Consider the following 25687-nt stretch of genomic DNA (forward strand, 5'->3'; position numbering starts at 1 on the left):
GATTTACCTGACCTTCACCCACACGTACCAACGTCGAACGTGGAGAGAATTGAGGACCGTAAGGCATGGTAAAACCCGAATTTTCCGACGCGACCAGTGCGCGTCCCGAATTGTTGTGTTTGCTGGTCGCGGTGGCAGCGGCGTCGTACGCACTGACACAGGAATGGCGCGTGGACCACGTTGTGAAATGCTGCCGGGACTGGTTAGTCAAAAACGATGCTAGCATGTACTGGCTCGACCGCGTCCTAATCGGTCAGCTGGCGTTGAAAATTGCGAGCGAGGACCTGCTCGACGCGGGTATTGCGGTCCGTTTGCATAGCGTGCAGGCGCTGTTCACTGATGAAATGGAACTCAACGAAGCCAGCACGATGGTGCAAAAGATGATGTCGTTGTGTCAGGAAGCGCTCTAGGCGGTAAACTGCTTACCTGAATGCGAGCGGCGTGCACGATCTGTCACATGTTGTGTCAATGTAACAACATGGAAGCGCTGCGTGGTGCTGCAATTGCGATCACATGAACATGTGAATTAGAAAGGTCCTCACCCCATCATTCGCGTTGCGCGACTCAAGGCGCAAAGCGTGTGAAAACCAGATCCTGGTCTTTAACGTACGCCTGATGACATGCGAAGCATGTCTCATGCTCTGCCACACTGCCAGGTTTGCCGTTCCTGAACACTCCAAATCCCCAGCCACCGGTGGCGGCGTATTTTTTGGAGTCTCTGACCATGAATTGCAATACAGTCGGCGCGCCCGGATCAAATAAGACTGTGGGCGTTTCATCAGGCGCAGAAGCGGGCGGTAAATCGGATGATGGCACGCGCTTCCAGTGCAATTTGACAAGAATGGTTCCATCGGGAAAGGGGAGCGTGGCCGACCGAATTGCCTTCATCGCGGCGGGTTGCCAAGGATCGCGCGAAGCTCGGTTGCGGGAGCAGTTTCCTCGGCTGGGGCGATGAGTTCCCATTGTCGATAGCCGGGGGAAATCGTGACGCCGTAGATTGGAGAAGCGTCTGCGCTACTCGAGTCCGCGAAAACTGGCGGTGTTGCGGCCATGATTGCCGCCGCCGTGAAGGCCAAAAATAATCCGCTGTATACGGCCCGTTTCATGATTGGGTACTTTTCTTATTCAAGTTAATCGCCCGATGCACACGCCATCGAATTAAAGTCTGTTTATGCTTCCAGCAGCACTTGCCGGAAGATATCCGCCATCGATATCCGCAGCCCGCCTCGACATGGACTGGACGAAGGAATTGTATTTCCACGCGTACCTATTCAGATACGTGGATTGAGGCAAAGAACAGTTGACCAAATTGCTGTCAAAGCGCCGTGCGTCACGTGTAATCATCAGGCTCTTCAGGATTCGAGGCGTTTGGAACGCCAGGAAACTTGCTGACGCATCGAGTCCTTTAGGACCTTCCGTTATTGCGACTACATATTCCATCCCGATGCGCAGAAAGCCTGATTTTCCTCACGCCACCGCAACCAACAGGAATAGCTGATGTCACTTCAAGACAAACTGGACACGCTGCGCGCGAACTTTGAGGCCGGTGGCCCGCCATACAATGCGCCCGATCACGTTCACGAGCCCATGCATCGCGCAACCCACGAACTGATTGCATCCGGGGCTGCCGAAAACGCGCTCAAGGTTGGCGCAACAGCGCCGGAATTCACCCTCGACGACTCAGACGGAATCGCTGTATCGTCGGCTGACCTTCTCGCTCAAGGGCCGCTCGTCGTGAGCTTCTATCGCGGAGTCTGGTGCCCCTATTGCAACCTGGATCTGCAGGCCCTCGAAGCAACACTGCCGGAACTTCAGAAGCGCGGCGCGCGGCTTGTCGCGATTTCGCCGCAAACCGCGCCAAACAGCCGACGGGCGCGGCGGCAAAACAACATCACATTTCCGATTCTGTCGGACTTAGGGAACGACGTAGCCGCGAAATTCGGATTGCGCTTTACGTTACCCGACTACTTGCAGGATCTGTACAAGAACGCGTTCAGGAACGACCTGGCGGTAACGAATGGGGACGCTAGCTGGACCTTGCCCATGCCCTCGCGCTTTGTGATCGCGCAGGATGGGACGATCGTCTATGCAGAAGTCAATCCAGACTACACCCGGCGGCCAGATCCGGAGCTTTTGATTCCTGTACTGGACGAGGTGAAACTCGTTTTACCTCCAACGATCAATCTGCGCCGCCACGGCATGGACCGTGTCTGAATTGCTTACTCGACGTACAAGGACATGTGACTAGCTCGGACTCATCGGGCGCTTCTCGCGGAATATACCGCGACTCGCATTTGGCTTCCACGTTGCTACGTGGTCCTTATAAAGGAAAGAAGGATGAATACGCAAGAGTCAGTAGATCTGGTGGAACGTTTCTGGAAAGAAGTTTGGCAAACCCCGAACAATATCGACGCCGCGAACAAATTTATCGCGGAAGATTTCGTCCTGACGACAGGTGGTGGCGTTATAACGGGACGTGAATCGTTCAAGCAGTGGTTGCGCGACTTTCAGGCGCAAATATCTGAACTGCAGTTCGAGATTGTTAATACATTTCAGTCTGCCGATGGAAAACTGGTTTCAGCACGCTTCCGCATTCGAGGTTTGAACAATGGATTGATGGGATTCCCCGCAGACCAGCGACCGATCGACTTTACCGGCAACGCGATCTGGCATGTAGGACCCGACGGCCTCTTCGTTCGAAACTGGGTAGAGCGCTCGGCTTTCGAACTCTTCCGCGACCTGCAAGGGGTCTCGAATGTGAACGACCCGCTTGCAATTTCTCGCAACTAGGGCGCTAGAAGATGTGCTGCGGGGCAATTCCCCCGCCTTTTACTTATCAGACGATTTCGGTTCAGTAGGGAGAGACAAGTCGTGCCGTTCTTTAAAACTGGTGATGGTGCTTCACTTTTCTATAACGACTGGGGCACGGGGCGACCGGTCGTCCTGATTCACGGCTGGCCACTGAATTCCGACTTTTGGGAGCCTCAGTCCACGTATCTGGCGGCCAACGGATACCGCGTCATTGCGTATGATCGTCGGGGGTTCGGTCGTTCGGAACAACCGTGGACGGGTTACGACTACGATAGCCTGGCAGATGACCTGGCGGCGCTGATAAAACACCTGGCGCTTCGCGACGTAACGCTTGTGGGCTTTTCCATGGGCGGCGGTGAAGTAGCGCGGTATCTCTCACGGCACGGCACGGACCGGGTCGCGCAGGCGGTGCTGATGTCGGCTGTGACGCCTTTGCTGATCAAGACCGACGATAATCCCGGCGGGATAGATCAGTCGGTGTTCGATGGTTTGGTTCAGGCGCTGGATGATGATCGGCATGGCTTTCTCACCAACTTCCGCGAAGGTTTCTTTAGTGGGAGCGCCACTCATTGCACAGTGTCTGACGGCGTTCTTGACTGGTATATGTTCCTCGCGAATCAGGCGTCGCTTCATGCAATCATCGCGTGTGTGCGTGCATGGTCCGAGACTGATTTTCGCCCGGATATGAAGGCGTTCACCGTCCCGACCTTGATATTGCACGGGGGAGCCGACGTGAATGTCCCTCCAGAGAAAACAGCGCATGTTGCCGCGCGCATGATCGAGAACGCCCAATACATTGAATATCCGGGTAGCGGACATGCGATCGGAATTACCGACAAGCATAAAGTGAACGCTGATCTTCTGGCGTTTCTTCAGGCACATCGTGTCGCCGCAGGGTAATAAAGGAAACATAGCTGTGTATATCGTCAACCTGAGCTATCTGAAGTCGCTGGATCACATCCAGTTGCAACTGGACGCCCATCTTCGATTCCTTGACGACCAGTATGAGCGCGGCGTTTTCCTTGCGTCTGGACCCAAGAATCCCCGAGATGGCGGTGTGTTCCTGGTGAGAGGAACGATTACGCGTACCGAACTAGACGAATTGCTAACGTACGATCCCTTCTTTCAGGCTGGCCTGGCAAAGTACAGTGTCATCGAGTTCGCGCCGGTGAAACACCACGCTGCCTTAGCAGGAATTCTTTAGTGATGCTCTGAAGGGCGGCATACCTCCCTACCCGATCCGCCAGTGCTGCAGCAATGCAAACCCATGCACGCCATGCAGCCAGACATGCCCGGCCACGAACCACGCGGCCACCCATGACGCCCCGACGATCAGCAGATCGCAGTGGCCGCTATTCCACCAGTTGAGCGAATGGCGCCCGGCGATCCACGGCACGCCAAGCGGGTTGGGCCAATCGGCCAGCAGGTGCATCAGCCCGCCGCAGGCAAAGCCGAATCCGAGCGCAGCAAGCGGATGCTGATTGCCAAGCCATCTATACGAGAACACGAGCAGCACGATCCAGCCAATGCCCCAATGCGTGATGGTGCGATGGGTAATCCATAGTCGTCGCTTGCGTGTCCACCACGCAACTTCCATCCAGTCGGGCGCGGTGCCGCCGGCTACAGCCGCGATAAAACTCAGTAGCACCCACAGATGAAATGGACCGTTCGCATGGCTGCGTGCGACGACCGCGGCCGCGATGACACCGGCTGCGAAACCGGTTGCGTGATGGGCTTTGTTGGAGGCCATTTGAGAATGCGCGGCGCACAGTGGCGCCGCACTGAAAGCACGGGGCGGCTATCTTCGCAGAAGCCCGCGCAAAAAGACACCGCTCAAGTGGCACACCGCGCAATATCAAAGCGCATTTCCGGTTCAGGCGGATCGTCCGGTGCATTCGCGGGCCGCATGACCTTGATCTCCGAACCGGCGCTGGTCGGCGTCAGCGTCACGAAGTAAGCCGTATCCGAATCCGAACCAACGGCGAGTTCGGTCGTACCGCCCACGGACGAACTACGCACGCGCGACAGGCGGCTTTCAAGGCACTCAGCAACATACGAGGCGGCGCGCTGCGATGCCACAAACACGATGGGTTGCGAAGCATCGCGAGCGGGTCCAGACGAGCCGCAAGCTGCGAGAAAGAAAGCGAGAGGGGTGAGCAAGCAGAGTTTTTTCATGGTCCGATCGTCGTTGTTTCCCGTCACGCGCGGGAACCGGGGCACGGGCGGAACGGGGTGCTCCGCGACGAAGTTGCTTGAAACGCGTTGAGGCAAAAACCAGCCCGCAGCGTGGCAAGCAACTGCATCGAGTATACCTGCGAGCGCACGGCAATTCGACCACGGCCGGTGCGTCACGCGCATAAAAAAACGCGCACGTGAGGCCTCACGTGCGCGTTTTTCGACAAAGCGGATCGGCAGATCCGCCTTGCAGTTTCCTTAGAAGCGGTGACGCAGACCGACAGTCGCCGCGACCTGATTTCCGGTCGACGACGGCGACAGCGTGTTGATCATTGCGACGTTTGCCGTGCCATCGCCGAGGCTACCCGAAGCGTGCTGGTACACGCCTTCCAGGTACACGTCGGTCCGCTTGCTCAGCGAGTAGTCAGCTTGCAGCGAAACGGTGTGCCACTTCGGATCGCCCGTGCCGTTCGCCCCCGTCACACGGCCGTCCGTGAACGTGTAAGCGCCTTGCAGGCTCAGGGCCGGCGTCAGCGCGTACTTGCCGTTGATTTCATAATTGTCGAGGTGCAGGTTCATGCCCGTCGGAATCGTGAAAGCGGTGCCGCTCTGTGCGCCTGCAATGACGTTATTGTCCTGCGTGTGCGTGTACAGCAGGCCGACCGTTGCCGGGCCGTAAGCGTAGTTCGCGCCGACACCGTACGTGCGTTGCAGGGCTGCCGTCAGGTTCGCGTTGTTGCCTTCGCCTGCGGAAACTGCGCCGCCCGTGTTGGCGTTGGTCAACGAGTTGTTCAGTTGCAGGTAAGCAGCAGCGACATTCAACGGGCCGTTGGTATACGACGCGCCGGCGCTCCATGCGCGGTTGTTCGAGAACTGGCCAGCGTCGTTGCTGAAGCCGTACAGGCCGCCGAAGCGCAGGCCAGCGTAGTTCGCGCTTTGGTACTTGACCGCGTTCTTGATCGAGAAGGAGTTGTCGAGGTTGTCGTTGTCGAACGGGTGGGCGGCGAGATTGTTGCCATAGCCCGAACCTGCTTCCGACAGCGGGCCGAGATAGTCGACCACGGAGTCATACTGACGACCCAGCGTCAGCGTGCCGTACTGGTCGCTTTGCAGACCGACGAACGCTTGACGGTTGAACATTGTGTTGCTTTCCGTGAACTTGCCGCTGTTCAGGTTGAAGCCGTCTTCCAACGTGAAGATGGCGTGCAGACCGCCGCCGAGGTCTTCACTGCCGCGCAGACCGAAGTACGTGTCCGACACCGTGCCGCTGCCTTGCTGCCAGTTGTTATGGCCGCCCTGGTTGTTCGTGTAGACCAGACCTGCGTCCAGCGTGCCGTACAGCGTGACGCTGCTTTGTGCGTGAGCGTTGATGGCAAACGCGCCCATGACGCCAGCAATGATGAGGGTTTTTTTCATGCTTTTTAACTCCGAGACAGTCTGTAGAGAATCGCTATCCAGGGTGTGCCGCTGATGCCGGCGGCCCCCGGTGATTCGCAGCGAAGTGTATTCCCCCTGATGAATTGATTAACCCCATTCGACACAACAGTGCTTTTCCCAATTAGAAAAGGTCGATTTGAGTTGCGTAAGTGTGCGTAAATAAAGTGATTTTTTGATTTATTAAATGGATTTTATAAGTGTGTCAATTCGTTACTGTTGCACATGCGCGACGCCCGTCCAGAAAGGCTAAGCGGCAAGCAAACCGTATGCATCCAATGCATGATTGATTCTTATCATTTCTGGAAGGGATTCTTCCGATAAATGAAACCATGCGCGCATATAATCGCGCTAGAATTCGTTCCAGCCCCCTGACCAGGGGCGTCTTTTTCATCTATTTATACGCGGCCTCCGGGCCGCGTTTTTTTATTCTGTATTAAATTCGATTATAAGTTCCAGCGAATTGAGAAAAATATCATTCTCTGAATGGCAATAATCCGGGGGCTCCGCTGATTGGTATAGGCCGCGCCCTTTGGTGCCGCTGGGCAGGTAGAATTCAGGCCTCATATGTATATAGCCCTGAGCGAACCTGTCATGACCGATCCCTCTCTTCCCTCGCCTCTAACCACGACAAACTCCGCAGCCGCCTGTGCGTCGGAAGATCTGGCCGAGACCGCCGAAACTGCTGAGGTCCAGCACGACCCGCGTTTGTGGCGCGACGACGGCTGGACGGCGCGCGTTATCAAGAATGAGGACGACGACGGCTGGGCCGTGGAAATGATCAAGGACGGCGAGCCAGAACCGGCGCTGGTGGGTCCGTGGACGATGGGACGCGACAAGAAGAATCCGAAGCCGCTGGACACCAATGCTTTCAATACGCTTGTGAAGACCGCTTCGGAAGTGCTGCGCCGTCACGAGCAGCAATTGCACGCGATGCTGCACAAACGCGTGACCGTCGACTCAGCATCTGGCGATGGTGAACTGGTGGTCACGCTGGATATCGTGCCGAGCGAGGACGATCCCTACGCGCTGTTGTCAGCGTTTGATGCATACGGTGAGCAGCTCGCGCAGGTGAAGGTGGCGCCGAACTTCAAGCTCGGTAAGGCGAACGCCGCTGCGTGGGTCGAGAAGGGTTTCGGCCGGCCGAACTGAGGACTTGACGTTTGCTACGCGAGGCGCGTTAGTCGCGCTTGCAGAAAATCGCCGTCACGTGCGGGGCTACGTGATGGACGATCGCCGTGCTGCCGGCTCGGGTGACGGCGTCCTGCACGCTGCTATCGTTGCCAAATACCACAGCGCCGTAAGCGGAATTCGCTAACGGTTCGCCGTCGCCGGTGCGGAACATCGGATCGTCTTTCTCGAAGCCGACCAACGCGAACACGTGAAAACCAAAGGCGGTCAGCTCCGCCCCTTTGGCGGGCCGGAACGCATTGATCGAATTGCGCTCCACATGCGTGGGTGTCGGATCGATCAGCTGCTGCTGGGCAAGGTCGGCGATGAACTGATGGCCGGTTTCATTACAGGCGAGCGGAGCATCGAGCGCGGTGGCATGACAGGTAAGCGGCAGTGCAACGGCGCTCAGGATGAGGATAACGGCGGATAAAACTTGCTTCATGAGGTTCGGGTTGCGTGTACATGATGGCGGATTCGCAAGCGGGCAGGCGGTAAAGGAACAGGGCGACGGCTGCCACACAAGGTTGCGCATCGAAATTACAAAGGTTTACAGGCGCAACTGGACACGCACTTTACCAACCTTCAGCCATTCTTGCTGGACGGCTAACAATTGCCACGATATTGCCCTGGGCGGCGTGGTAAAAGCGTCGGAGAAATGCAAGGCTGGCGATTCCCGTATATATTTCCGGGTTATGACTTCGCAACCTTCTCTCCCCAAAAATGTCCCGCTCCCGCGAACCTGGGACGCGCGGCTCGCACGACGCCTTGTCACGCCTCTAATTCACACGTTTGTCACACCGAATCACCTGACTACACTGCGTTTGCTGATTGGCGTCGCAGGCGCACTGTGCCTTGGTCGTGGCGGGTTTGCGTGGGCCAACGCTGGCGCGTTGCTGATCGTGCTGTCGAATTTCGTCGACCACACTGACGGCGAACTCGCGCGCATCAGCGGCAAGTCGAGCAAAATCGGTCATTTTTACGACCTTGCCTGCGACGCGCTCGTGACGGTGATGCTGTTCGTCGGCATGGGGACGGGGATCGGCGTGGTCCACGTAGCCGGCCATAGTGCGCCGGGCGTTGCGCTCGGTGGGCTGGCGGGCGTGGCGGTGGCCATCATTTTCTTCCTGCGCATGCGGATTGAGGACCTGGAAGGCAAGTCGGGCACAAAACAGGCATCAGTGGCCGGTTTCGAGACCGAGGACGTGCTGTACCTGCTGCCGCTTGTAACCTTGCTGAGCGGCGTGACGCCCTTTATCGTGGCCGCCTCGATTGGCGCGCCGCTCTTTGCCGTCTGGGTCGTGGTGGACTATCGTCGTGCGCTGCGGCGCACCGCTACGCCGGCTGCCACAACCAGTCAAATGGCAGGTTAGTTGATGAGTATGCAAGCCGAAGAAAACGTGGCGGATCAAGCCGCATTCGAGCGCACAGCTGCCGGGTCAGCCGCAGCGCCGGCATCGACGGCTGCGCCGGATCCCGACCGCGCGGTCGTGAGCCGCACGCGCCAGTTCGACAATGCTCGTTTGCGCGAGGATTTCGCCGATCAGGGCGCTTTCCTGTACCTCGAAGATTTTTTGGCGCCCGAAGTGACCGCGCAACTGGTGCACCACGCCCGTGCGCTGCTCGACGAGGTGAACCGCAACTATCTGCCGGGCCACAAGCAGGGCGGCAGCGTCAGCCGCCACATGATCGACCAGCTCGCGCCGTTTATCGCCGAGTTGTATCGCTCGAAAGAACTGATTGCCTGGCTTGAACAGTTGAGCGGCGACAAGCTGATGGTGTCGCCCGTCGACGATCCGCACGCCTACGCGCTGTATTACTACACGCGCCCGGGCGACCACATTGGCTGGCACTACGACACGTCGTATTACGACGGCCGCCGTTACACGCTGCTGCTGGGCGTGATCGACGAATCGTCGTGCCGCCTTGATTACGAGTTGCACACGCGCAACCCCGATGTGCCCGACGTGCCAGGTTCAGTGCAGATTCCGCCGGGCGGACTGGTGTTTTTCGACGGCGACAAGCTGCGCCATCGCATCACGCCGGCCGGTCCGAACGAAATGCGCGTGTCGCTGACGTTCGAGTATGTCACCGACCCCAACATGCGTCCGTGGCGCCGTTTCATCTCCAACATGAAGGACGCGGTGGCCTACTTCGGCTTTCGCCAGGTGTTCAGCCAGTTGGGCAAGAAGAAGGGAGCCGGCGTATGAATCGCGCGGCCATGATCCTGCTGTCGATCGGCGTGGCGCTGTTCGTCGCGCTGCTGGCGTGGCAGGGCCTCGGCTCGGTGACGTCCACGCTGCTGGCGGCCGGTTGGGGGCTTGCGCTGGTAGCCGCGTTTCACGTCGTACCGCTGGTGCTGGACGCTGGCGCAATCACCATGTTGATCGACCGTCGGCGTGACAGTATTCGCCCGTTGGACACACTGCTGGCGCGCTGGACCGGCGAATCGGTCAACAGTCTGCTACCCGCCGGTCAGATCGGTGGTCCTGTGGTGATCGTGCGGCAACTGACGCAACGTGGCATGCGCATGCGCGACGCGGCAGCGACCATCACGGTGAGCACAACGCTGCAGGCACTGGCACAAATCGTCTTTGCCGTACTCGGGCTCTTGCTGTTCGGCGCGTACGCCGCGCAGGGCGCGCTGCACGATCTGCGTACTGCGACGTTTATCGCCACGGGCGTGTTGGCCGCGCTGATCGCACTGTTCTTCTTCGCCCAGCGGCGCGGGCTCTTCGGGCGGCTGCTGCGGGTGCTTGCCAAGGTGTTCGGCAAGCGCGACTGGTCAGTGCTCACCACTCGCGCCGATGCCGTCGATGGCGCCGTGCAGGCGCTCTACCGCGATCGTCGACGCGTGCTGGCGAGTTTCGCACTGAGTCTTGTTGGCTGGATTGTCGGCACGGCGGAAGTGTGGCTCGCGCTGCGTTTCCTCGGCCATCCGGTGGGATGGATCGACGCCCTGTTGCTTGAGAGTATCGGCCAGGCAATTCGCGGCGCGGCTTTCGCGATTCCCGGTTCGCTTGGCGTGCAGGAGGGCGGTTATCTGCTGCTCGCGCCGCTCGTCGGCCTGCCGCCGGAAGCAGCGCTGGCGTTGTCGCTCGCCAAGCGGGCGCGCGAACTCCTGCTTGGTCTCCCAGGCCTGTTGTATCTGCATTTCAGTGAACGAAACTGGCAACGGCGCCACGCTACGCGTGTGCCGGCTGTCGACTAAACCATCTTCTAAAAGGGACCACGCATGCGTGCCATCATTCTCGCTGCGGGCCTAGGCCTGCGCCTTCAGCTTCCGCCGGGTGAGCAGTTTCCGAAATGTCTGCTGCAGTTCGACGGCGTGAGCCTGCTTGAACGGCATCTGCAGATGCTCGAAACGGCTGGCGTGACGGACGTCGTACTGGCACTCGGGTTTCAGCCGGGGCTGGTCGAGGCCGAGCTGAAGCGCATCAACTGGCCGCACCCGGTCGAGATTGTGATCAACCCGCGTTACGACCTGGGTAGCGTGCTGACGGTGCACACGGTGGCCGAGGCGCTGACGCGCGGCGGCGATGTCCTGCTGATGGATGCCGACGTGCTGTACGACGAGCGCATCCTGAACGCACTGGTAGCGGGCGAGACGGTCAACCGCCTGTTGATCGACCGCGAGTTCGAAGCGGGTGACGAGCCCGTCAAGCTGTGTCTGAAAGACGGCGTGCCGGTGGAACTGCGCAAGCAGCTCGCCGTCAACATCGACTACGACACGATTGGCGAATCGGTGGGGTTCTTCCGCTTCCGCGAGCAAACCGCGCAGCGCTTTGCGCAGATCGTCGCCGGGTACATTGACAGCGATCGCGCGAACATGCCGCACGAAGAAGCGGTGCGCGATCTGTTGCTGGAACGCAGTCAGGTATTCGATACGGCCGACGTCACCGGCGCACCGTGGATCGAGATCGACTTCCCGAACGATGTCGAGCGCGCCCGCACCGAAATCCTGCCGCAACTGCAACCGCTGGTCACGGCGCCGCGCTAAGCGCTGCTGATTGCTGAGTCCGCCATGCGCCCTGCATGGCGGAAGCCGTACTACTCCCCACCTCGCGCACTTCGTTGCGTTTTCAACCATCCGTCACAGCATATCGTGCGGTGCAAATCCCTCTTACGCGTAACATTTAACGCAAGGGCGATGCGATAATCACGGCTTTACACCAACGGCTTTTCCACCCGTTGTCCTGCCAATGCCTCTAGCTCTGGGTGCATTCATCGTTCCGCTGATCGTCGCCTGTGCGATGTTCATGGAAAATGTAGACGGCACGGTGATCGTGACGTCGCTACCGGTTCTGGCGCGCGACCTCGGTCAGAGCCCCATCACCCTGAAGCTGGCGGTCACGAGTTATGTGATCGGTCTGGGCGTCTTCATTCCCATCTGCGGGTGGGTAGCCGATCGTTTCGGCTCACGCACGGTGTTTCGCACGGCCATTGGCATCTTTATGGCGGGCTCGCTGATGTGCGCCGCTTCCAGTTCGCTCACCACCTTTGTCTTTGCGCGCTTCGTGCAAGGTCTCGGCGGCGCGATGATGGTGCCCGTCGGACGCATCATCATTTTTCGCTCCATTCCGAAGGCGCAATTCATTCGCGCGGTCAATTATCTGACCGTGCCGGCACTGCTCGGACCGGTTGTGGGACCGCCGCTGGGCGGCTTCATTACGACCTATCTGCATTGGCGTCTGATCTTCTTCATCAACATTCCGATCGGCGTGTTGGGTATCTGGCTCGCCAACAAACATATCGTCAACGTGCGAGAGGCGCATCCAGGGCGGCTCGACTGGACCGGTTTCGTGTTGTCGGCAGGCGGTGCGTCGTCTTTCATGCTTGGGCTCTCGCTGGTCGGCGGCGAGCTGGTGTCCAACACGCTGTCGTTTAGCATGTGTCTGGTGGGCGCTGCGCTACTGCTGATCTACTGGCACTATGCGGGGCGGGTGGAACGGCCCGTGCTCGACCTGCGCCTGCTGAGGATTCCTAGCTTTCATGCGAGCGTGCTCGGCGGGTCGCTGTTCCGGATTGGACTTGGTGCTGTGCCGTTTCTGCTGCCGCTCGCATTACAGGAAGGCTTGGGGATGACCGCGTTCGTCTCCGGCTCGATTACCTGTGCATCCGCGTTTGGTTCGCTCTTCATGAAGGCGGTCGCGTCGCGGGTGCTTGGACGCTTCGGATTTCGCACGGTGCTGATGTTCAACGCGTGTTTTGCAGGTCTCGCGATCGCGATTTATGGACTGTTTTTTCCAGGCACACCGCACTGGTTGATCTGGTTCGTTGTGCTGTTTGGCGGCTTCTTCCCGTCGCTGCAATTCACTTCCTTGAACACGTTGGCCTATGCGGACATTCCGAGCGAGGATATCGGGCGTGCAACCAGCGTGGCGAGCGTGATCCAGCAGATCTCGCTGGGGCTCGGCGTGACGATTGGCGGTATCGTGCTGCAGATTTCGCATCGGCTGCAGGGGCATCCCACCATCGTGTGGTCGGACTTTTGGCCAGCGTTTCTGGTGGTGGGGCTGTTCTCGGTCTGCTCGATTCCGGTGACGGCGCGTTTGCCGCAAGGCGTGGGCGACGAAGTTGCGAAGGGTGGACGCGGGCGCGCATGAGTCGACGGGTTGTGGTCGGCGCGTTGCGCTTCGCTTCGCAAAACCGTGTGCTGCATGCTATAAGCGCAAGACAGACGTTTTCCTCACAACTTAGGAATTGTCATGGAGGGCAGTCAATGTCATTGGGCCAAGTAAAGTTGTCCGCAACCCTGCTCGCGGCGTCGGCACTCGTTACCGTTTCAAGCGCTTTCCTCGAAGCCGCCCCAGCCTACGCTAAGGCACCGGCGAAACAGGCGGCAGTGCTCGACGCTTCGGCGGTCGCTGTCGCAGACAAGTTTAGCGCCGACGCGGCCGAGCAGATCTTCAAGGAAGGCGGCAACGCCGTTGATGCCGCGGTCGCCATTGCCTTCACGCTTGCCGTGACTTATCCGGAAGCCGGCAACATCGGCGGGGGCGGTTTCATGACGCTGTACGTGGGCGGCAAACCGTACTTTCTCGACTATCGTGAGAAAGCACCGTTGGCCGCGACAAAAAACATGTATCTCGACGATAAGGGCGAGGTCATCAAGGGCATGAGCCTGTTCGGTTATCGTGCGGTCGGCGTGCCGGGCACAGTCGAAGGCATGTGGGAAGCGCAGCGCCGCTTCGGCAAGCTAAAGTGGAAGCAGGACCTGGCACCCGCCATCAAGTACGCCACCGATGGCTTCGAAGTAAGCGAACAGTTGCAGCAGCGCCGTGACGACGCGGCTAAAGACTTCGCGGGCAAAACCAATTTCGATACCTACTTCGGCAATCTTAAGCAGGGCGTCAATTTCAAACAGCCCGAGCTGGCTGCGGTGCTCACGCGCATCTCCGATCAAGGTGCTGACGGCTTCTACGAAGGCAAGACCGCTGACCTGATCGCTGCGTCGATGCGTGGTCATGGTCTGATCACCAGGCAGGATTTGCAGCAGTACAAGGCGGTGTGGCGTCAGCCGGTGCAGGCCAACTGGAACGGCTATCGTGTGATTACCGCGCCGCCGCCGAGCTCGGGTGGTATCGGCCTCGTGCAATTGCTGAAGATGAAAGAGGACATCGCGCCCGAGTTCAAGGATGTGCCGCTCAATTCCGTGCAATACGTGCATCTGATTGCGGAGATTGAAAAGCGCGTGTTCGCCGATCGCGCGCAATACCTTGGCGACCCGGATTTCTACAAGGTGCCGGTTGCGCGTTTGATCAACGATTCGTACCTCGCCAAGCGCGCCGCCGAGGTCGACCCCAATGCGCCGTCGGATACCAAGAGCGTGCAACCGGGGCTCGGCACGTCGATGCCGGAAAAGGCCGAGACCACGCATTTCTCGGTGATCGACAAATGGGGTAACGCGGTGTCGAACACCTACACGCTGAACGGTTATTTCGGCTCGGGTGTCGTGGTCGATGGCACGGGTATCCTGCTAAACGACGAGATGGACGACTTCTCCGCGAAGCCAGGCGTGGCTAACATGTTCGGCGTGGTGGGCAGCGACGCGAATTCGATCGCGCCGAAGAAGCGTCCGCTGTCGTCGATGACCCCGACCATTCTCACCAAGGACGGCAAGGTGGCACTCGTGATCGGCACACCGGGCGGTTCGCGCATCTTCACCTCGATCTTCCAGGTGATCAACAACATCTACGACTTCAATATGCCGTTGCAGGATGCGGTCGCCGCGATGCGCTTCCATCATCAGTTGCTGCCACCGAATACCATCTTCTGGGAGCCGTATAAGCCAATCGAAGGTGAACTCGCTCAGCAGATCGAAGCGAAGGGCTACGTGTTGAAGGGCCAGGACTTCAGTGGGGATATCCAGGCTATCAAGGTGAACGGCGACACGCCGGAACCGGCCGCCGATCCGCGTGGCCGTGGTGTGACGCGCGTGATTCAGTGAGGATGTGAATGAGGGCGGTGCGCGCGTCGATCAGTATCGGGCTCGCCGTCCCCCCCTCCCTGTGCCACGGCAAAGCAGCGCCTTAGCTGACCCGTCAGGTCGCCTGTTCGACAGGCATCAGCGTGAGTTCAAGCCGTTGCGCGCCACGCAGCACGGTCACACTCACCGGACGATCAATGCGCGATGCGTCGAGTACCCGTTGCAGGCTGTCGACGCCATCGACGGGCAGCGTATCGATGGCGACGACCGTATCGTCGGTGCGCAGACCGCCTAGGGCCGCCGGGCTGCCTTTGACGATTTCGACGACCTGTACCCCGCTTTCCGAATCGAATCCGAAATATCGTTGTACGCGCCGCGAAAGTGGCGTCGTGGTGCCTGCCACGCCGATATAGGCGCGCCGCACGCGGCCATGCGCAAATATCTGCATGATCACCCACTTCGCGGTGTCGATGGCAGTGGCGAAGCAGATGGCCTGCGCGCCTGGAATGATGGCAGTATTCACGCCGATCACCTGACCCGCCGAATTGATCAACGGCCCGCCTGAATTGCCCGGATTCAGCGCGGCATCGGTCTGGATTACGTCGTAAATCATGCGTCCAGAGTTCGAGCGCAGCGAGCGGCCCAGCGCGGATACCACGCCCGTGGTGACGGTTTGCGCAAGCCCCAGCGGATTGCCGACAGCAATCGCAATCTGTCCGACCCGCAGCTTGCCGGAGTCGCCGAGTTCGACGTGGGGCAGGGGTTCAGCCGAACCAACGCGCAGCACTGCGAGGTCGCTGCCGGGATCGTCGCCGACCAGATCGGCGTCGAATTTGCTGCCGTCAGCGAGCGTCACACGAATCTGCGTAGCGCCATGCACGACGTGGCTATTGGTCAGCAGATAGCCGTCCGGCGTAAACAGGAAGCCGGAACCGGTGCCGCCGCGCGTGCCGCGCCCCTGCGGATTGGCGGGCGTGCGATGTTCGACGGAGATAAAGACGACGGCTTGCTGGACGCGTTCGAGCGCGCCGATCACGGTGCGCGAGTAAGCGTCGAGCAAAACCTCGTCGCCCAGCACGGACGGCGCGGGCGAACTGGGCCCGGCGCTCTCTGACGAGGCGCGCGACAGATCATCGATAAAGCGAGGGCGGCTTCCCATGGTGAAGCTCCGGATAAACGGGAACCCACTTGCGGGGCGGCCGAGCGCTTTTCAAGGTGCGGCAGCGCTTGCTTTGGCCGGTCGCGAAGTGGCCTCAAAATGCGCTTCGATAGGCGTACAAGCCCGGAATACCGCCGGTCATTACAAAAAGAACGTTTTGTCCGGGCTTATACCGGCCCTGTTCAATGTCTTGAATCATTCCTGCGAACGCCTTGCCGCCATACACCGGGTCGAGAAGAAGCCCTTCTGTTGATGCCATTGCACGGACCGCCGCACGCATGCTATCGGTAGGGATTCCATACCCGTCGCCCAGATGTTCGCCGGAAATGTTGATGTCCGCCTCAGACATGCGGTTCGAAGCGCCCATTAGTTCGAGCGTTTGACTGGTTTTTTCAAGCGTGATTTGTGTAGACCGTTCCGCAGAACTGAGGACGGCATGTCCCCTCACGAAGGTGGTGCCTCGGCCGAGTAGCGTAAAGCCCGCGGCAAGTCCCGCATGTGTACCGCCGCTGCCGTTCGGCACAACGACTTCATCGAAGGAAATTCCTTGCTGCTGTGCCTGCTGGTCAATTTCAATGGCGCAACGGGCATATCCCAGGCAGCCCACAGGGCTCGAACCACCCAGCGGACACACGTAAACGTTGCGGCCCAGGGCGCGCAGTTCATTAGCGCGCGCTTCAGCAAACTCCAATGCGTTTGCCGAGCCCGGCAAGTCGTGTACAACGGCGCCGAGCAGGTCGTTCAGGAGAATGTTGCCGTTATCGGTGTAGGCAGGGTCTGTCCGCGGCACAGCGCGCGTCAGGACCAGCTCGCATTTCAGGCCCGCACGGGCGGCTGCGGCTGCGGTCAACCTTGCGTGGTTGGACTGGCGCGCACCGACCGTGACAATCGTGTCTGCTCCCTGTGCGATGGCCTGGCCAACGAGAAACTCAAGCTTGCGCAGCTTGTTGCCTCCGCCGCCGAGGCCCATGACATCGTCGCGCTTCACGAAAATGTTGACGCCGCCAAGACTTGCACTAAGCCGGTCGAGTTTTTGTATGGGCGTTGGGCCTTCCAGCAGTTCGACATGCGGAAAGCGGTGAAACTCAATGTTTGCTGCAACTGCCATTTAAGTCTCCGTGGGATTGGGTATGTGAGAAGACGGTTCATCACTGTAACGAGCGGGATGCTAGCCCACTGCGGCCTCTCGTGATGCCGGCTTTCGGAAAGCGGTGGTCCGGCAAGTGTACCGGGCAAGTGCAAAGCCGTCCGTCTCCAGCACGCGTGCGCCAACGTGCTCAATCCGCCGTGATTTATCTTTCGCGCCTTCTTTGATAGATCATCATCCCGCCGACGCTTAGCGCCGCAATAACGAGCAGAATGCCAAGCACGATGAGCAACGGATCCGACAGGATTCCGTCCTGGCTACGTGTGGTCGCCGATGCTGCTATAGCGGGAGCCGGCGCGGACGCGTCTGATGCTACTGCCTGCGGAAGCGCGACGCCGTATGCGCTTCCCTGGCGCGAAACAGGGACACCTGAGGCTAGCTGGCTCGGCTCTGCTGCGACCGGCGATGCTGGCGAAGCGGGAGGTGTCCCTAGCGCTTCCGATGCGGTCATGACGGGCGCCGCAGCAGCGGAAGCGGGAAGTGTCCCCAGCGCTTCAGATGCCGTCACGAGAGGCACTGCCGCAGCACTCTCAAGACTCTTGCTGATCGTGTTCCATTCAGCGAACACACCATCCATGCAGTGCACATCGGTACACGCATCTCGCTTCTGCTTCCAGGCGGTGAGGTTCCTCGTCGTCAGTTTTCCTTGCTGATTCAGCTTTTGTTGCTGCTCATAGATGTCGTCGTACTCGTTATTCAAAATCGCATGGTCGCAGATGATCCGCTGGGCAGGCTGCTGCGTGCTTGCGCAGTGAATGTCAGTTGCCCACGAGCTTGTGCTGAAGAGCAAGCAGGAAGTCAGGATGGCGCATTTGATCTTTCTGGCGTGCAACGGCAATTCACCCTCCTTTGGAGTGCAGGTCAAGTTGATGAGGCCAAGATTGCAGCGGAACAAGCCACTTTACATGCAAGGCTTGCGACTTGCCTGTCGCCTTGCTGTAGCAAAAACTGCGCCGCTGCGCACCTGCCGCAAACAATAGACTGCAAACTGGCCGAATGTTTCCGCACGGTCGAGGTGGTAAAAGTGAGTGCCGGGTAGGCGAGCCAGCGACCGACGCTCACCGCCACAGAATCATGCCCGCTAAAGAAATTGGCGTTCGCAGTTGCACCTGCGATGGTGAGGGCGCCGAGCGAGGGGGTGATCTATTTTTTCCTGAAAAATAAATAGTGATCCATATTAAATAGAGGTAATCCGTAGAATTCATTGCACGTTTCAATTCAGTTCGGAACCGCTGCCGCTTCGCACGTGGTGAGCACGGCCGACCCGACCTTGGGGCGAAACCCAGGTCAGTCGTTATTGCCTGACGGCCCGCCTTCGGCGCGAGTCGATGCGAGCAGGATTGCGTCGACGAGGGCCGCGACATAAGCGTCTTGCAACCCACATTCGCTAAGCGAATCGCGCAGCCTGAACAGATACTCTGCGTTTGTTCCGAACTTGCCGGACGCCGAGCCAATGAGAGGGGCAACAGTAGCGACAGACGAGTCAGCCTCGAACTGCTCGTGTTCGTTGTCTGCCACGAATGCAATTGCGTGGGTTTCGGTTCCGTCGGCCAAGGTTAGCGGCGCCCAGGTAGGCTTGTAGGAGCCGAGTACCATCTCTCGTATCCACACGACGCGCAACTCCTCGTCGACCGCCGACTGGGGTAGTTTGAGCGCCACGCCCTGGGTGTGACCGCCGGGCTCCAGCGCGAGCATTCTCCCCGGCATGTCGGGCGCCCCCCGACCGACGAGCATTCGCAAACAGAAACTGCGGTGCCATTCATGCAACGTGGCGACAGATCGTCTTTCAACCTCCACCATCGGGTTCCACATCAGCGAACCGTAAGCGAATATCCAGACGCCCTCGGTGTCGGCTGGGCGGGCTTGCATGGTTTCCGAGAGCGAAGCCTCGATGCGCTCCAATGGCCAAAGGCTTGAAAGGCTTTCGAAGTTTTCCAGATATGCGCCCGACTTTATGGCCTGTCGCGTCAACATGGTTCCTGCCTCGTTAAGATTGTTGTCCGCCAGCCCAGCAAAACACATCTCAGGCAAGGCGATACACATGGGCCGACTCGACAACAGTATGGCCGAGGTGAGCGTGGCGATAAACGCCGAGGTGCGAAACGCTTTGGTGCTTCGGACGCGACAATCTCCGTGCGCGCCTATCCATTAGGTCGCGCCGAAAAAGTGTCCGTTCATCACCGTGGAGAATCCGGGTGATCACTGTATGTCCATACAGGTCGTTCCGCAAATATCGCATCTGGCGAGCCGCCTTCGTAGCCATTCACCCGTCTCTGTGTATTGTGGTGGGGTAATTCACAACCAGCGAGGGAGTTCCGCCATGAATCCGACCGTCCCGCCCGACGAGCCACGCATCGAATCGCTCAGCGCGATCACGCTGGCGACCCACGATATGGCTCGCGCCGTGCCGTTTTACGAGGCCTTAGGCTTTCCGCTGCAGTTTGGCGGTCCACAGGAAACGTTTTCATCCTTTGCTTTTGGACCGTCGTATCTGAACCTGATCGCGGACGCACGTGGCTCCATCAACTGGTGGGGACGTGTCATCATTTACGTGTCGGATGTGGATGCGCTTTATCAGAAGGCGCTGGCCGCGGGGCTGCAGCCCGAGTTCGCGCCATCGGATGCGCCTTGGGGCGAGCGTTATTTCCACATCACGGACCCGGACGGCCACGAATTGAGCTTCGCGAAGCCGCTTCGCTAACGCAAATTGGCGGTGCTCGAAACTCGCTATCATATGGGCCAGGCGTTTAGGGTCTCCGCGAGCATGGACGGTGCGCCAGACCCTGCCCGGTAACATCAGTGACACCTCGTGCTTCGATAATCGTGCGGTCGCCGCTGCGGTCCGCGCAGCGTGCTTACCCATTCCCGTTTCCAGGAGAGTAGCGATGAAAGAGCAGGATCCGAGAGCCGATACCGCTGCAATGGCCGAGCGGCAGCGCCGTTTTGAGGAGGATCTCATCGACGCTTACGACGAAGAGCTCGAAATGGAAGTGGACGACCGCATCCTCGACGGCGAGGCCGCTTTTTCGACCGAGAGTCGTGAGGCGCGCAAGATGTACTTTCGCGAGCTGTTCCGGCTCCAGGGCGAACTGGTCAAGTTGCAGGACTGGATCGTTCACACGGGCCACCGGCTGGTGGTGATTTTCGAGGGACGCGACGCGGCGGGCAAGGGCGGTGCGATCAAGCGCATCACACAACGTCTGAATCCGCGCGTGTGCCGAGTGGCTGCACTACCGGCGCCGAATAACCGCGAGCGCACCCAGTGGTATTTCCAGCGTTATGTCTCGCATCTGCCGGCGGGCGGCGAGATGGTGCTGTTCGACCGCAGCTGGTATAACCGCGCGGGCGTTGAGCGCGTGATGAACTTCTGCACCGACGAGGAGTACGAAGAGTTCTTCCGTTCCGTGCCTGAATTCGAAAAGATGCTGGCGCGCAGCGGCGTGCAGATCCTCAAGTACTGGTTTTCGATCACGGACGAAGAGCAGGAAATCCGCTTCCAGAATCGCATTCACGATCCGCTCAAGCAATGGAAGCTAAGCCCGATGGATCTGGAAAGCCGCCGTCGCTGGGAGGCGTATACGCATGCGAAGGAAGTGATGCTGCAACGCTCGCATATTCCAGAAGCGCCGTGGTGGGTGGTTCAGGCCGTCGACAAGAAACGCGCGCGCCTGAACTGCATTCAACACTTGCTGAGCCAGGTGCCGTACCACGAGATTGAGCACCCGCTGATCACGTTGCCGGCCCGTGTGTACAACAATGAATATATCCGGCAGCCGGTGCCCAGCAATATGATCGTGCCGGACGTGTATTGAGGCGGATGACGCTGTCAGGTTGTGCGTGACAGCGGTTGTGACAGCTGTTGTGACAGGGGCGCAGTTTGCGAACTGCGCCCCTTTTGCGTTTGGACGTTTCGTGACGCGCTATGACAGTCAGAACAGGTGTCTAAACACCCAGTACAAGCCCGCGGCCAGCACGATCGAAACAGGAAGCGTCAGCACCCAGGCCATCAACAGGCTGCGCACGGTGCTCCATTGCAGGCCTGAGCCGTTGGCTGCCATCGTGCCGGCGACCCCTGAAGACAACACGTGAGTCGTCGATACGGGCAAGCCGTAGACATCGGCTGCGCCGATCGTCAACATCGCCACCACTTCGGCGGAGGCGCCCTGCCCATAGGTCAGATGCTGTTTGCCGATCTTCTCGCCGACCGTCACGACGATGCGTTTCCAGCCCACCATCGTTCCGAGCCCGAGGGCGATTGCCACAGCCACCTTGACCCAGGTGGGGATGAATTTGGTGGCGTGATCGACCTGCTTCTTGAAGTTGTCGATGACCTTGAGGTCGTCGTCGGCAAAGGCGGGTTGCTTGCTTTTCTCCATCAGGCGAATCGCTTCCGAGGCGACATACATGTTGTTACGCACGTTGTCGACGATGTCCTGCGGCACGCCCGCCATCGAACCGGATGTGCCGACCTGGCGGCCGATGATATCGGTGAGTTGTTGCAGCGCGGGCAGCGTGGCCGGTGTCAGTTGATGGGTGCGCACGTAGGCTTCGACTTCGGCGCGCGGATGGGTTGCGGGTGCCGCGCCTTGCGTATATTTAGCGAGCGTGGTCGATACCTGCTGCGACACGGCGACGAAAGTTTGAGTTTCCGCCGGGGTTACGGCCTTGTTCAGCGCATAGGCAGTCGGCACCGTACCGATCAGGATCAGCATGATGAGTCCCATGCCCTTCTGGCCGTCATTCGAGCCGTGCGCAAACGAGACGCCCGTGCACGTGAGGATCAGCAAGCCGCGAATCCAGAAGGGCGGCGGCTCGCTGCCCTTGGGTTCGGCATACAGTGCCGGCACCCGGACCACGGCTTTAAGTACCAGCAGCAGCAGGCCCGAAAGAATGAAGCCGACAATGGGCGAGAATACCAGTGATTTGCCCACGCCCAGCGCCTGATTCCAGTCCACGCCGCTCGTGCCGTTTGCGCCGTGCATCATCTGGTTCATCAGGCCTACGCCGATGATCGAGCCGACCAGGGTGTGTGAACTCGAAGAGGGCAGGCCGAAATACCACGTTCCCAGATTCCAGATGATGGCGGCGATCAGCAGTGCGAACACCATCGCGAAACCGGCGCTGCTGCCCACCTGCAGGATCAGTTCGACTGGCAGCAATTGCAGCACGCCGAAGGCAACGGCGCCGGTCGAGGTGAGCACGCCAAGGAAATTCCACGTGCCCGACCAGATGACCGCGATATTAGGCGTCAGCGAGTGCGTGTAAATGACGGTCGCCACGGCGTTAGCGGTATCGTGAAAGCCGTTGACGAACTCAAAACCGAGTGCGATCAGCAGCGCGACACCTAACAGGAAGTACGGCAGAAAACTGGTCTGCTGGACGGATTCCAGATCGGAGGTGAGGTGAACAATGCAATACAGCACGCCGACGCCAATGACGGCGAGAAAAATTATCAGACCAATACTGCGGCCTCGGGCGGTTGAATTGGTCGGTTGCGGGTACGAAAGTTCCGGCATGGCCTTGTCCCAAGGTAAAGTTGACACACGAACTTCCCATGCTGGTTCATTAATGTGTCTTTTTGGTGAACAATTTGTGTCGCCTGCCGACTGCGTGAATCCACGTCGCGCCAAAGCAGTTCGCTTCCTTACCAGGCGGGCCTATATCATCGGGAAGGCGTATAAAGGCCGGGACTATTATTCGCCTTGGTGGGGTGTGCGGTTAGCTTCGAACTGCTAATCAATTAAGCTGGCATTGATCTGAATAATGTCGGCGCACTCTGACGAATATGGGCAAAGCACACGCGCATACGTCGCCAGAACGGCCACTTTTGGCGAGCGAGTAAAATGTCGCTCCAGTTTGTCGCATCCAGTTAGAGACGCCCTTGAAACGAAAAATGCCCGCGCTCAACGCGCTCAAAGCTTTTGAAGTGGCCGGCCGCACCGGCAGTTTCACCCGTGCCGCAGAGCTTCTGAACGTCACGCAGAGCGCGGTGAGCCGCCAGGTACGCCAGTTGGAGGAGCAACTCGGCGAGCCGTTGCTGCAAAGGCGCCATCATCATCTGGAGTTATCTGCCGCGGGGCGGTTGTTGCTGCAGGCATTGCAACAGTCGTTCGACAAGATCGAACTGACCGTGCGCAGCATTCAGGAAAAAACCCATCTGAACCGGCTGCGCCTGAACGCGCCGCCCACCTTTGCGAGCCGCTGGCTCATGCCGCGCCTCGGCCGGTTGCGCGACGAGCATCCTGAGCTTGAACTAAGTCTGTCGACACGCATCGAGGACAAACTGGCCGAATCGGGCGTGCTCGATTGCGCGATCCGTTTTGGCGACGGCGAATGGGAGGGCTTCGACAACCGTCTCCTGATGAGCGAACGGCACGTCGCGGTCTGCGCCCCGGCCGTCCTTGCGCGGCAGTCTGGACAACCAGGCATTGACCTGAATCAGTTCACACTGTTGCATGTGCTGGCGAGCGACGATCAGCGTTACCTGACGTGGCAGCATTGGCTCAAGGCGGCCGGCATCGAGGGTATCGACACTAGCGGTGGCTATGAATTCGATCTGCTCGATATGGCGATTCGTGCTGCCATCGATGGCCTCGGGATCACGATTGCCGACCGTCATATGATTGCCCGCGAACTTGCCACAGGCGAACTTGTGCAGGTGCTGAACGTGCACGTCGACGGTCACCAGTCGTATTGGCTGGTGACGCGTCCGGAGCAGGGCGATTTACCGCAACTGGCCTTGTTTCGTGACTGGCTTCAGCAGGAAGTGTGGTTGGCCGAGCGCAACCTTGAGCCGTCGGCGTCGTCACGGGAACGGTTGATTAGCGGTCACTAAGGGACCCACGGCAGGCATCCTCAAGCCGGCCAGAACATCCCCACGGCGGCCAATGCCATAACCCCGGTGGCTATCCATCCCACCCAACGCAATAGCCCTGTCACCACGAAATCGCCCATGATGTCGTGCCGTGCCGCCATAAGCATCACGAGTACCATGATCGGCACAGCGGCCAGGCCGTTGACGACGGCGCTCCAGTACAACGCTTCGATCGGATCGAAGTGCGCGAAGGTCAGCACAATCCCGCCCAGAATGGCAATCGCGATCACAGCGTAAAACTGCTTGGCGAGATTGACCTGAAGCGCGAGGCTATTGGGCCACTTCATTGTGCCAGCCGCAGCGTAAGCAGCAGAGCCGGCCAACACCGGTAGCGCGAGCAAACCCGTACCCACAATGCCAAGGCTGAACAAAAGGAAAGCAAATGGACCGGCAATGGGCTTAAGGGCGTTGGCGGCATCGGCGGATGTCGTTACCGAAATGTGATGGACGTGCAGGGTCGCGGCCGCCGCGAGGATGATAAAGAACGCGACGCCATTCGACATGGCCATGCCGACCCAGGTGTCCAGATGGATTCGCCTGAACTGACCGCGTGCTTGTCTTGGCGCTTTGAGCAATGCCTCCTGTGCCGGCTCCGAGCGAATCTCTTCGACTTCCTGCGACGCTTGCCAGAAAAACAGATATGGGCTGATCGTCGTGCCAAGCACCGCGACGACGGTGGTCAGGTAATGGCCGGACAATTCGATGTGCGGCTTTACCACGCTTAAGCCCACGGCTTTCCAGTCCACTGGCACGACAAAGGCAATCGCGACGTAGGCGAGGAGCACGAGCGTCATCCACTTGAGGAAACGCGCATAGCGCTCGTAGGGGACGAAAACCTGAAGCAACAGGGTAACGGTGCCGAACAACGCGACATACATCTGCACCGGTCCGCCTAGCACGAGCTTCGCGGCTGCGCCCATTGCCGCGAGATCGGCCGCGATGTTGATCGTATTCGCAACGAGCAGCACCATCACCGCGCCGTACAGAACCTGAGCCGGGTAATGCCGTCGCAGGTTCGTGGCGAGTCCACGGCCAGTTACGCGTCCCATGCGTGCGCTGATCATCTGAATGGCGACCATCAACGGATAAGTGAGCAGCATGGTCCAGAGCAGGCCGTACCCAAACTGCGCACCCGCTTGCGAGTAAGTTGCAATGCCGCTTGGATCGTCGTCGGCCGCGCCGGTTATCAGACCGGGCCCTAGTCGCTTGGTCCATGACCGCTCCGCCTCGTCCTCGACCACAAGTTCGGCTTCGAGCGCTTCTTTTGCCACGATCGCACCTCTAGTGGTTGAGTCCGCGAAAGGGTGTCGCGGATTGTGTGGGGCTGCGAGTCAATACGGTGCAGCATTATTCATGCCACTGGCTCCCTGGGTGTTCTTTTGATGCGAACCGGCCATTGCGCGCAGCGCATTCCAGATGGTCGATCGTGGAAGTGAGGTCAGGCGCGCCGAGGCCTAAGGACGAAGTCTGGCGTCAACCATGAAGCTT

26 protein-coding genes and 1 pseudogene are annotated in these 25687 nt (G+C 59.3%); 16 read left to right on the plus strand and 11 right to left on the minus strand.

Translation table 11 applies throughout. The features are described 5' to 3' along the window. The first annotated feature begins 65 nt into the window (after window positions 1–65). Window positions 66–410, plus strand: a complete 345-nt coding sequence (locus tag WCA85_RS17555; protein WP_424065981.1) for a hypothetical protein — start codon at window positions 66–68, stop codon at window positions 408–410. Window positions 411–564: 154 nt separating this feature from the next. On the opposite strand, the pseudogene WCA85_RS17560 reads toward WCA85_RS17555, so the two are convergent. Next, a pseudogene (locus WCA85_RS17560) lies at window positions 565–1106 on the minus strand (cytochrome P460 family protein). Between the two features lie 391 nt (window positions 1107–1497). Between WCA85_RS17560 and WCA85_RS17565 the strand changes: the two are divergent. The 4 genes from WCA85_RS17565 to WCA85_RS17580 all read left to right on the plus strand — a co-directional run bounded on the left by WCA85_RS17565 (window position 1498) and on the right by WCA85_RS17580 (window position 4015). Next, entirely contained in the window at window positions 1498–2214 is a 717-nt protein-coding gene (locus tag WCA85_RS17565) for a peroxiredoxin-like family protein (protein ID WP_424065983.1), read from the plus strand. Window positions 2215–2337: 123 nt separating this feature from the next. After that, window positions 2338–2790 (plus strand): ester cyclase, encoded by a 453-nt coding sequence (locus WCA85_RS17570; protein WP_424065985.1) that lies wholly within the window; start codon window positions 2338–2340, stop codon window positions 2788–2790. 81 nt (window positions 2791–2871) lie between these two features. Next, entirely contained in the window at window positions 2872–3711 is an 840-nt protein-coding gene (locus WCA85_RS17575; RefSeq protein WP_424065987.1) for an alpha/beta fold hydrolase, read from the plus strand. A 16-nt stretch (window positions 3712–3727) separates the two neighbouring features. Continuing rightward, window positions 3728–4015 (plus strand): YciI family protein, encoded by a 288-nt coding sequence (locus tag WCA85_RS17580; protein WP_424065988.1) that lies wholly within the window; start codon window positions 3728–3730, stop codon window positions 4013–4015. A 27-nt stretch (window positions 4016–4042) separates the two neighbouring features. On the opposite strand, the gene WCA85_RS17585 is transcribed toward WCA85_RS17580, so the two are convergent. From WCA85_RS17585 to WCA85_RS17595, 3 genes are all read right to left on the minus strand, one after another. Then, complete coding sequence (locus WCA85_RS17585; RefSeq protein WP_424065990.1) at window positions 4043–4561, minus strand: metal-dependent hydrolase; 519 nt, start codon at window positions 4559–4561, stop codon at window positions 4043–4045. A gap of 83 nt (window positions 4562–4644) precedes the next feature. Then, window positions 4645–4986, minus strand: coding sequence for a sugar ABC transporter ATPase (locus WCA85_RS17590; protein ID WP_424065992.1), 342 nt, complete (start codon window positions 4984–4986; stop codon window positions 4645–4647). Window positions 4987–5244: 258 nt separating this feature from the next. Continuing rightward, on the minus strand, window positions 5245–6402 hold the full coding sequence (locus WCA85_RS17595) for a porin (RefSeq protein ID WP_424065994.1): 1158 nt from the start codon (window positions 6400–6402) through the stop codon (window positions 5245–5247). A 612-nt stretch (window positions 6403–7014) separates the two neighbouring features. Between WCA85_RS17595 and WCA85_RS17600 the strand changes: the two genes are divergently transcribed. Further along, window positions 7015–7572, plus strand: coding sequence for a hypothetical protein (locus WCA85_RS17600; protein WP_424065996.1), 558 nt, complete (start codon window positions 7015–7017; stop codon window positions 7570–7572). 28 nt (window positions 7573–7600) lie between these two features. On the opposite strand, the gene WCA85_RS17605 is transcribed toward WCA85_RS17600, so the two are convergent. Next, the gene (locus WCA85_RS17605; RefSeq protein ID WP_424065997.1) at window positions 7601–8035 is read right to left on the minus strand and encodes a hypothetical protein; all 435 of its coding nucleotides are present in this window, start codon (window positions 8033–8035) and stop codon (window positions 7601–7603) included. 250 nt (window positions 8036–8285) lie between these two features. Between WCA85_RS17605 and WCA85_RS17610 the strand changes: the two genes are divergently transcribed. The 6 genes from WCA85_RS17610 to ggt all read left to right on the plus strand — a co-directional run bounded on the left by WCA85_RS17610 (window position 8286) and on the right by ggt (window position 15040). Further along, window positions 8286–8963, plus strand: coding sequence for a CDP-alcohol phosphatidyltransferase family protein (locus tag WCA85_RS17610; protein ID WP_424065999.1), 678 nt, complete (start codon window positions 8286–8288; stop codon window positions 8961–8963). A gap of 3 nt (window positions 8964–8966) precedes the next feature. Next, window positions 8967–9800 (plus strand): HalD/BesD family halogenase, encoded by an 834-nt coding sequence (locus tag WCA85_RS17615; RefSeq protein ID WP_424066001.1) that lies wholly within the window; start codon window positions 8967–8969, stop codon window positions 9798–9800. Further along, window positions 9797–10801: a flippase-like domain-containing protein gene (locus tag WCA85_RS17620; protein ID WP_424066003.1), complete on the plus strand. Its 1005-nt coding sequence runs from the start codon at window positions 9797–9799 to the stop codon at window positions 10799–10801. Before WCA85_RS17615 ends, WCA85_RS17620 begins: the two co-directional genes overlap by 4 nt. Window positions 10802–10825: 24 nt before the next feature. Continuing rightward, window positions 10826–11590, plus strand: coding sequence for an NTP transferase domain-containing protein (locus WCA85_RS17625; protein WP_424066005.1), 765 nt, complete (start codon window positions 10826–10828; stop codon window positions 11588–11590). Window positions 11591–11792: 202 nt separating this feature from the next. Further along, window positions 11793–13196, plus strand: a complete 1404-nt coding sequence (locus WCA85_RS17630) for an MFS transporter (RefSeq protein WP_424066007.1) — start codon at window positions 11793–11795, stop codon at window positions 13194–13196. Between the two features lie 116 nt (window positions 13197–13312). Next, entirely contained in the window at window positions 13313–15040 is a 1728-nt protein-coding gene (gene ggt / locus WCA85_RS17635) for a gamma-glutamyltransferase (protein WP_424066009.1), read from the plus strand. 94 nt (window positions 15041–15134) lie between these two features. Here the strand turns inward: ggt and WCA85_RS17640 are convergent, their stop codons facing one another. The 3 genes from WCA85_RS17640 to WCA85_RS17650 all read right to left on the minus strand — a co-directional run bounded on the left by WCA85_RS17640 (window position 15135) and on the right by WCA85_RS17650 (window position 17902). Further along, window positions 15135–16178, minus strand: a complete 1044-nt coding sequence (locus WCA85_RS17640; RefSeq protein WP_424066011.1) for a S1C family serine protease — start codon at window positions 16176–16178, stop codon at window positions 15135–15137. A 94-nt stretch (window positions 16179–16272) separates the two neighbouring features. After that, a complete protein-coding gene (locus WCA85_RS17645) occupies window positions 16273–17286 on the minus strand; it encodes a D-cysteine desulfhydrase family protein (RefSeq protein ID WP_424066013.1) in 1014 nt (337 codons plus the stop codon). A 184-nt stretch (window positions 17287–17470) separates the two neighbouring features. Continuing rightward, window positions 17471–17902, minus strand: coding sequence for a hypothetical protein (locus tag WCA85_RS17650; RefSeq protein WP_424066015.1), 432 nt, complete (start codon window positions 17900–17902; stop codon window positions 17471–17473). A 3-nt stretch (window positions 17903–17905) separates the two neighbouring features. Between WCA85_RS17650 and WCA85_RS17655 the strand changes: the two genes are divergently transcribed. Further along, complete coding sequence (locus tag WCA85_RS17655; RefSeq protein WP_424066017.1) at window positions 17906–18364, plus strand: hypothetical protein; 459 nt, start codon at window positions 17906–17908, stop codon at window positions 18362–18364. Window positions 18365–18612: 248 nt separating this feature from the next. Here WCA85_RS17655 and WCA85_RS17660 read toward each other — a convergent pair whose 3' ends face one another. Beyond that, a complete protein-coding gene (locus tag WCA85_RS17660; RefSeq protein ID WP_424066018.1) occupies window positions 18613–19299 on the minus strand; it encodes a gamma-glutamylcyclotransferase in 687 nt (228 codons plus the stop codon). A gap of 346 nt (window positions 19300–19645) precedes the next feature. Between WCA85_RS17660 and WCA85_RS17665 the strand changes: the two genes are divergently transcribed. After that, window positions 19646–20026, plus strand: a complete 381-nt coding sequence (locus tag WCA85_RS17665; RefSeq protein WP_424066020.1) for a VOC family protein — start codon at window positions 19646–19648, stop codon at window positions 20024–20026. Between the two features lie 184 nt (window positions 20027–20210). After that, window positions 20211–21137 carry a polyphosphate kinase 2 gene (ppk2, locus tag WCA85_RS17670; protein ID WP_424066021.1) on the plus strand — a complete coding sequence of 309 codons (927 nt, stop codon included), beginning with the start codon at window positions 20211–20213 and terminating at the stop codon, window positions 21135–21137. Between the two features lie 117 nt (window positions 21138–21254). On the opposite strand, the gene WCA85_RS17675 is transcribed toward ppk2, so the two are convergent. Then, window positions 21255–22841: an inorganic phosphate transporter gene (locus tag WCA85_RS17675; protein WP_424066023.1), complete on the minus strand. Its 1587-nt coding sequence runs from the start codon at window positions 22839–22841 to the stop codon at window positions 21255–21257. Between the two features lie 377 nt (window positions 22842–23218). Here WCA85_RS17675 and WCA85_RS17680 point away from each other — a divergent pair, with 377 nt between their 5' ends. Beyond that, window positions 23219–24160: a LysR substrate-binding domain-containing protein gene (locus WCA85_RS17680; protein WP_424066127.1), complete on the plus strand. Its 942-nt coding sequence runs from the start codon at window positions 23219–23221 to the stop codon at window positions 24158–24160. 20 nt (window positions 24161–24180) lie between these two features. Here WCA85_RS17680 and WCA85_RS17685 read toward each other — a convergent pair whose 3' ends face one another. Then, window positions 24181–25470, minus strand: a complete 1290-nt coding sequence (locus WCA85_RS17685) for an Nramp family divalent metal transporter (RefSeq protein ID WP_424066025.1) — start codon at window positions 25468–25470, stop codon at window positions 24181–24183. Window positions 25471–25687: the final 217 nt, after the last annotated feature.

The organism is Paraburkholderia sp. (assembly GCF_049581445.1).
Classification (GTDB): Bacteria; Pseudomonadota; Gammaproteobacteria; order Burkholderiales; family Burkholderiaceae; genus Paraburkholderia.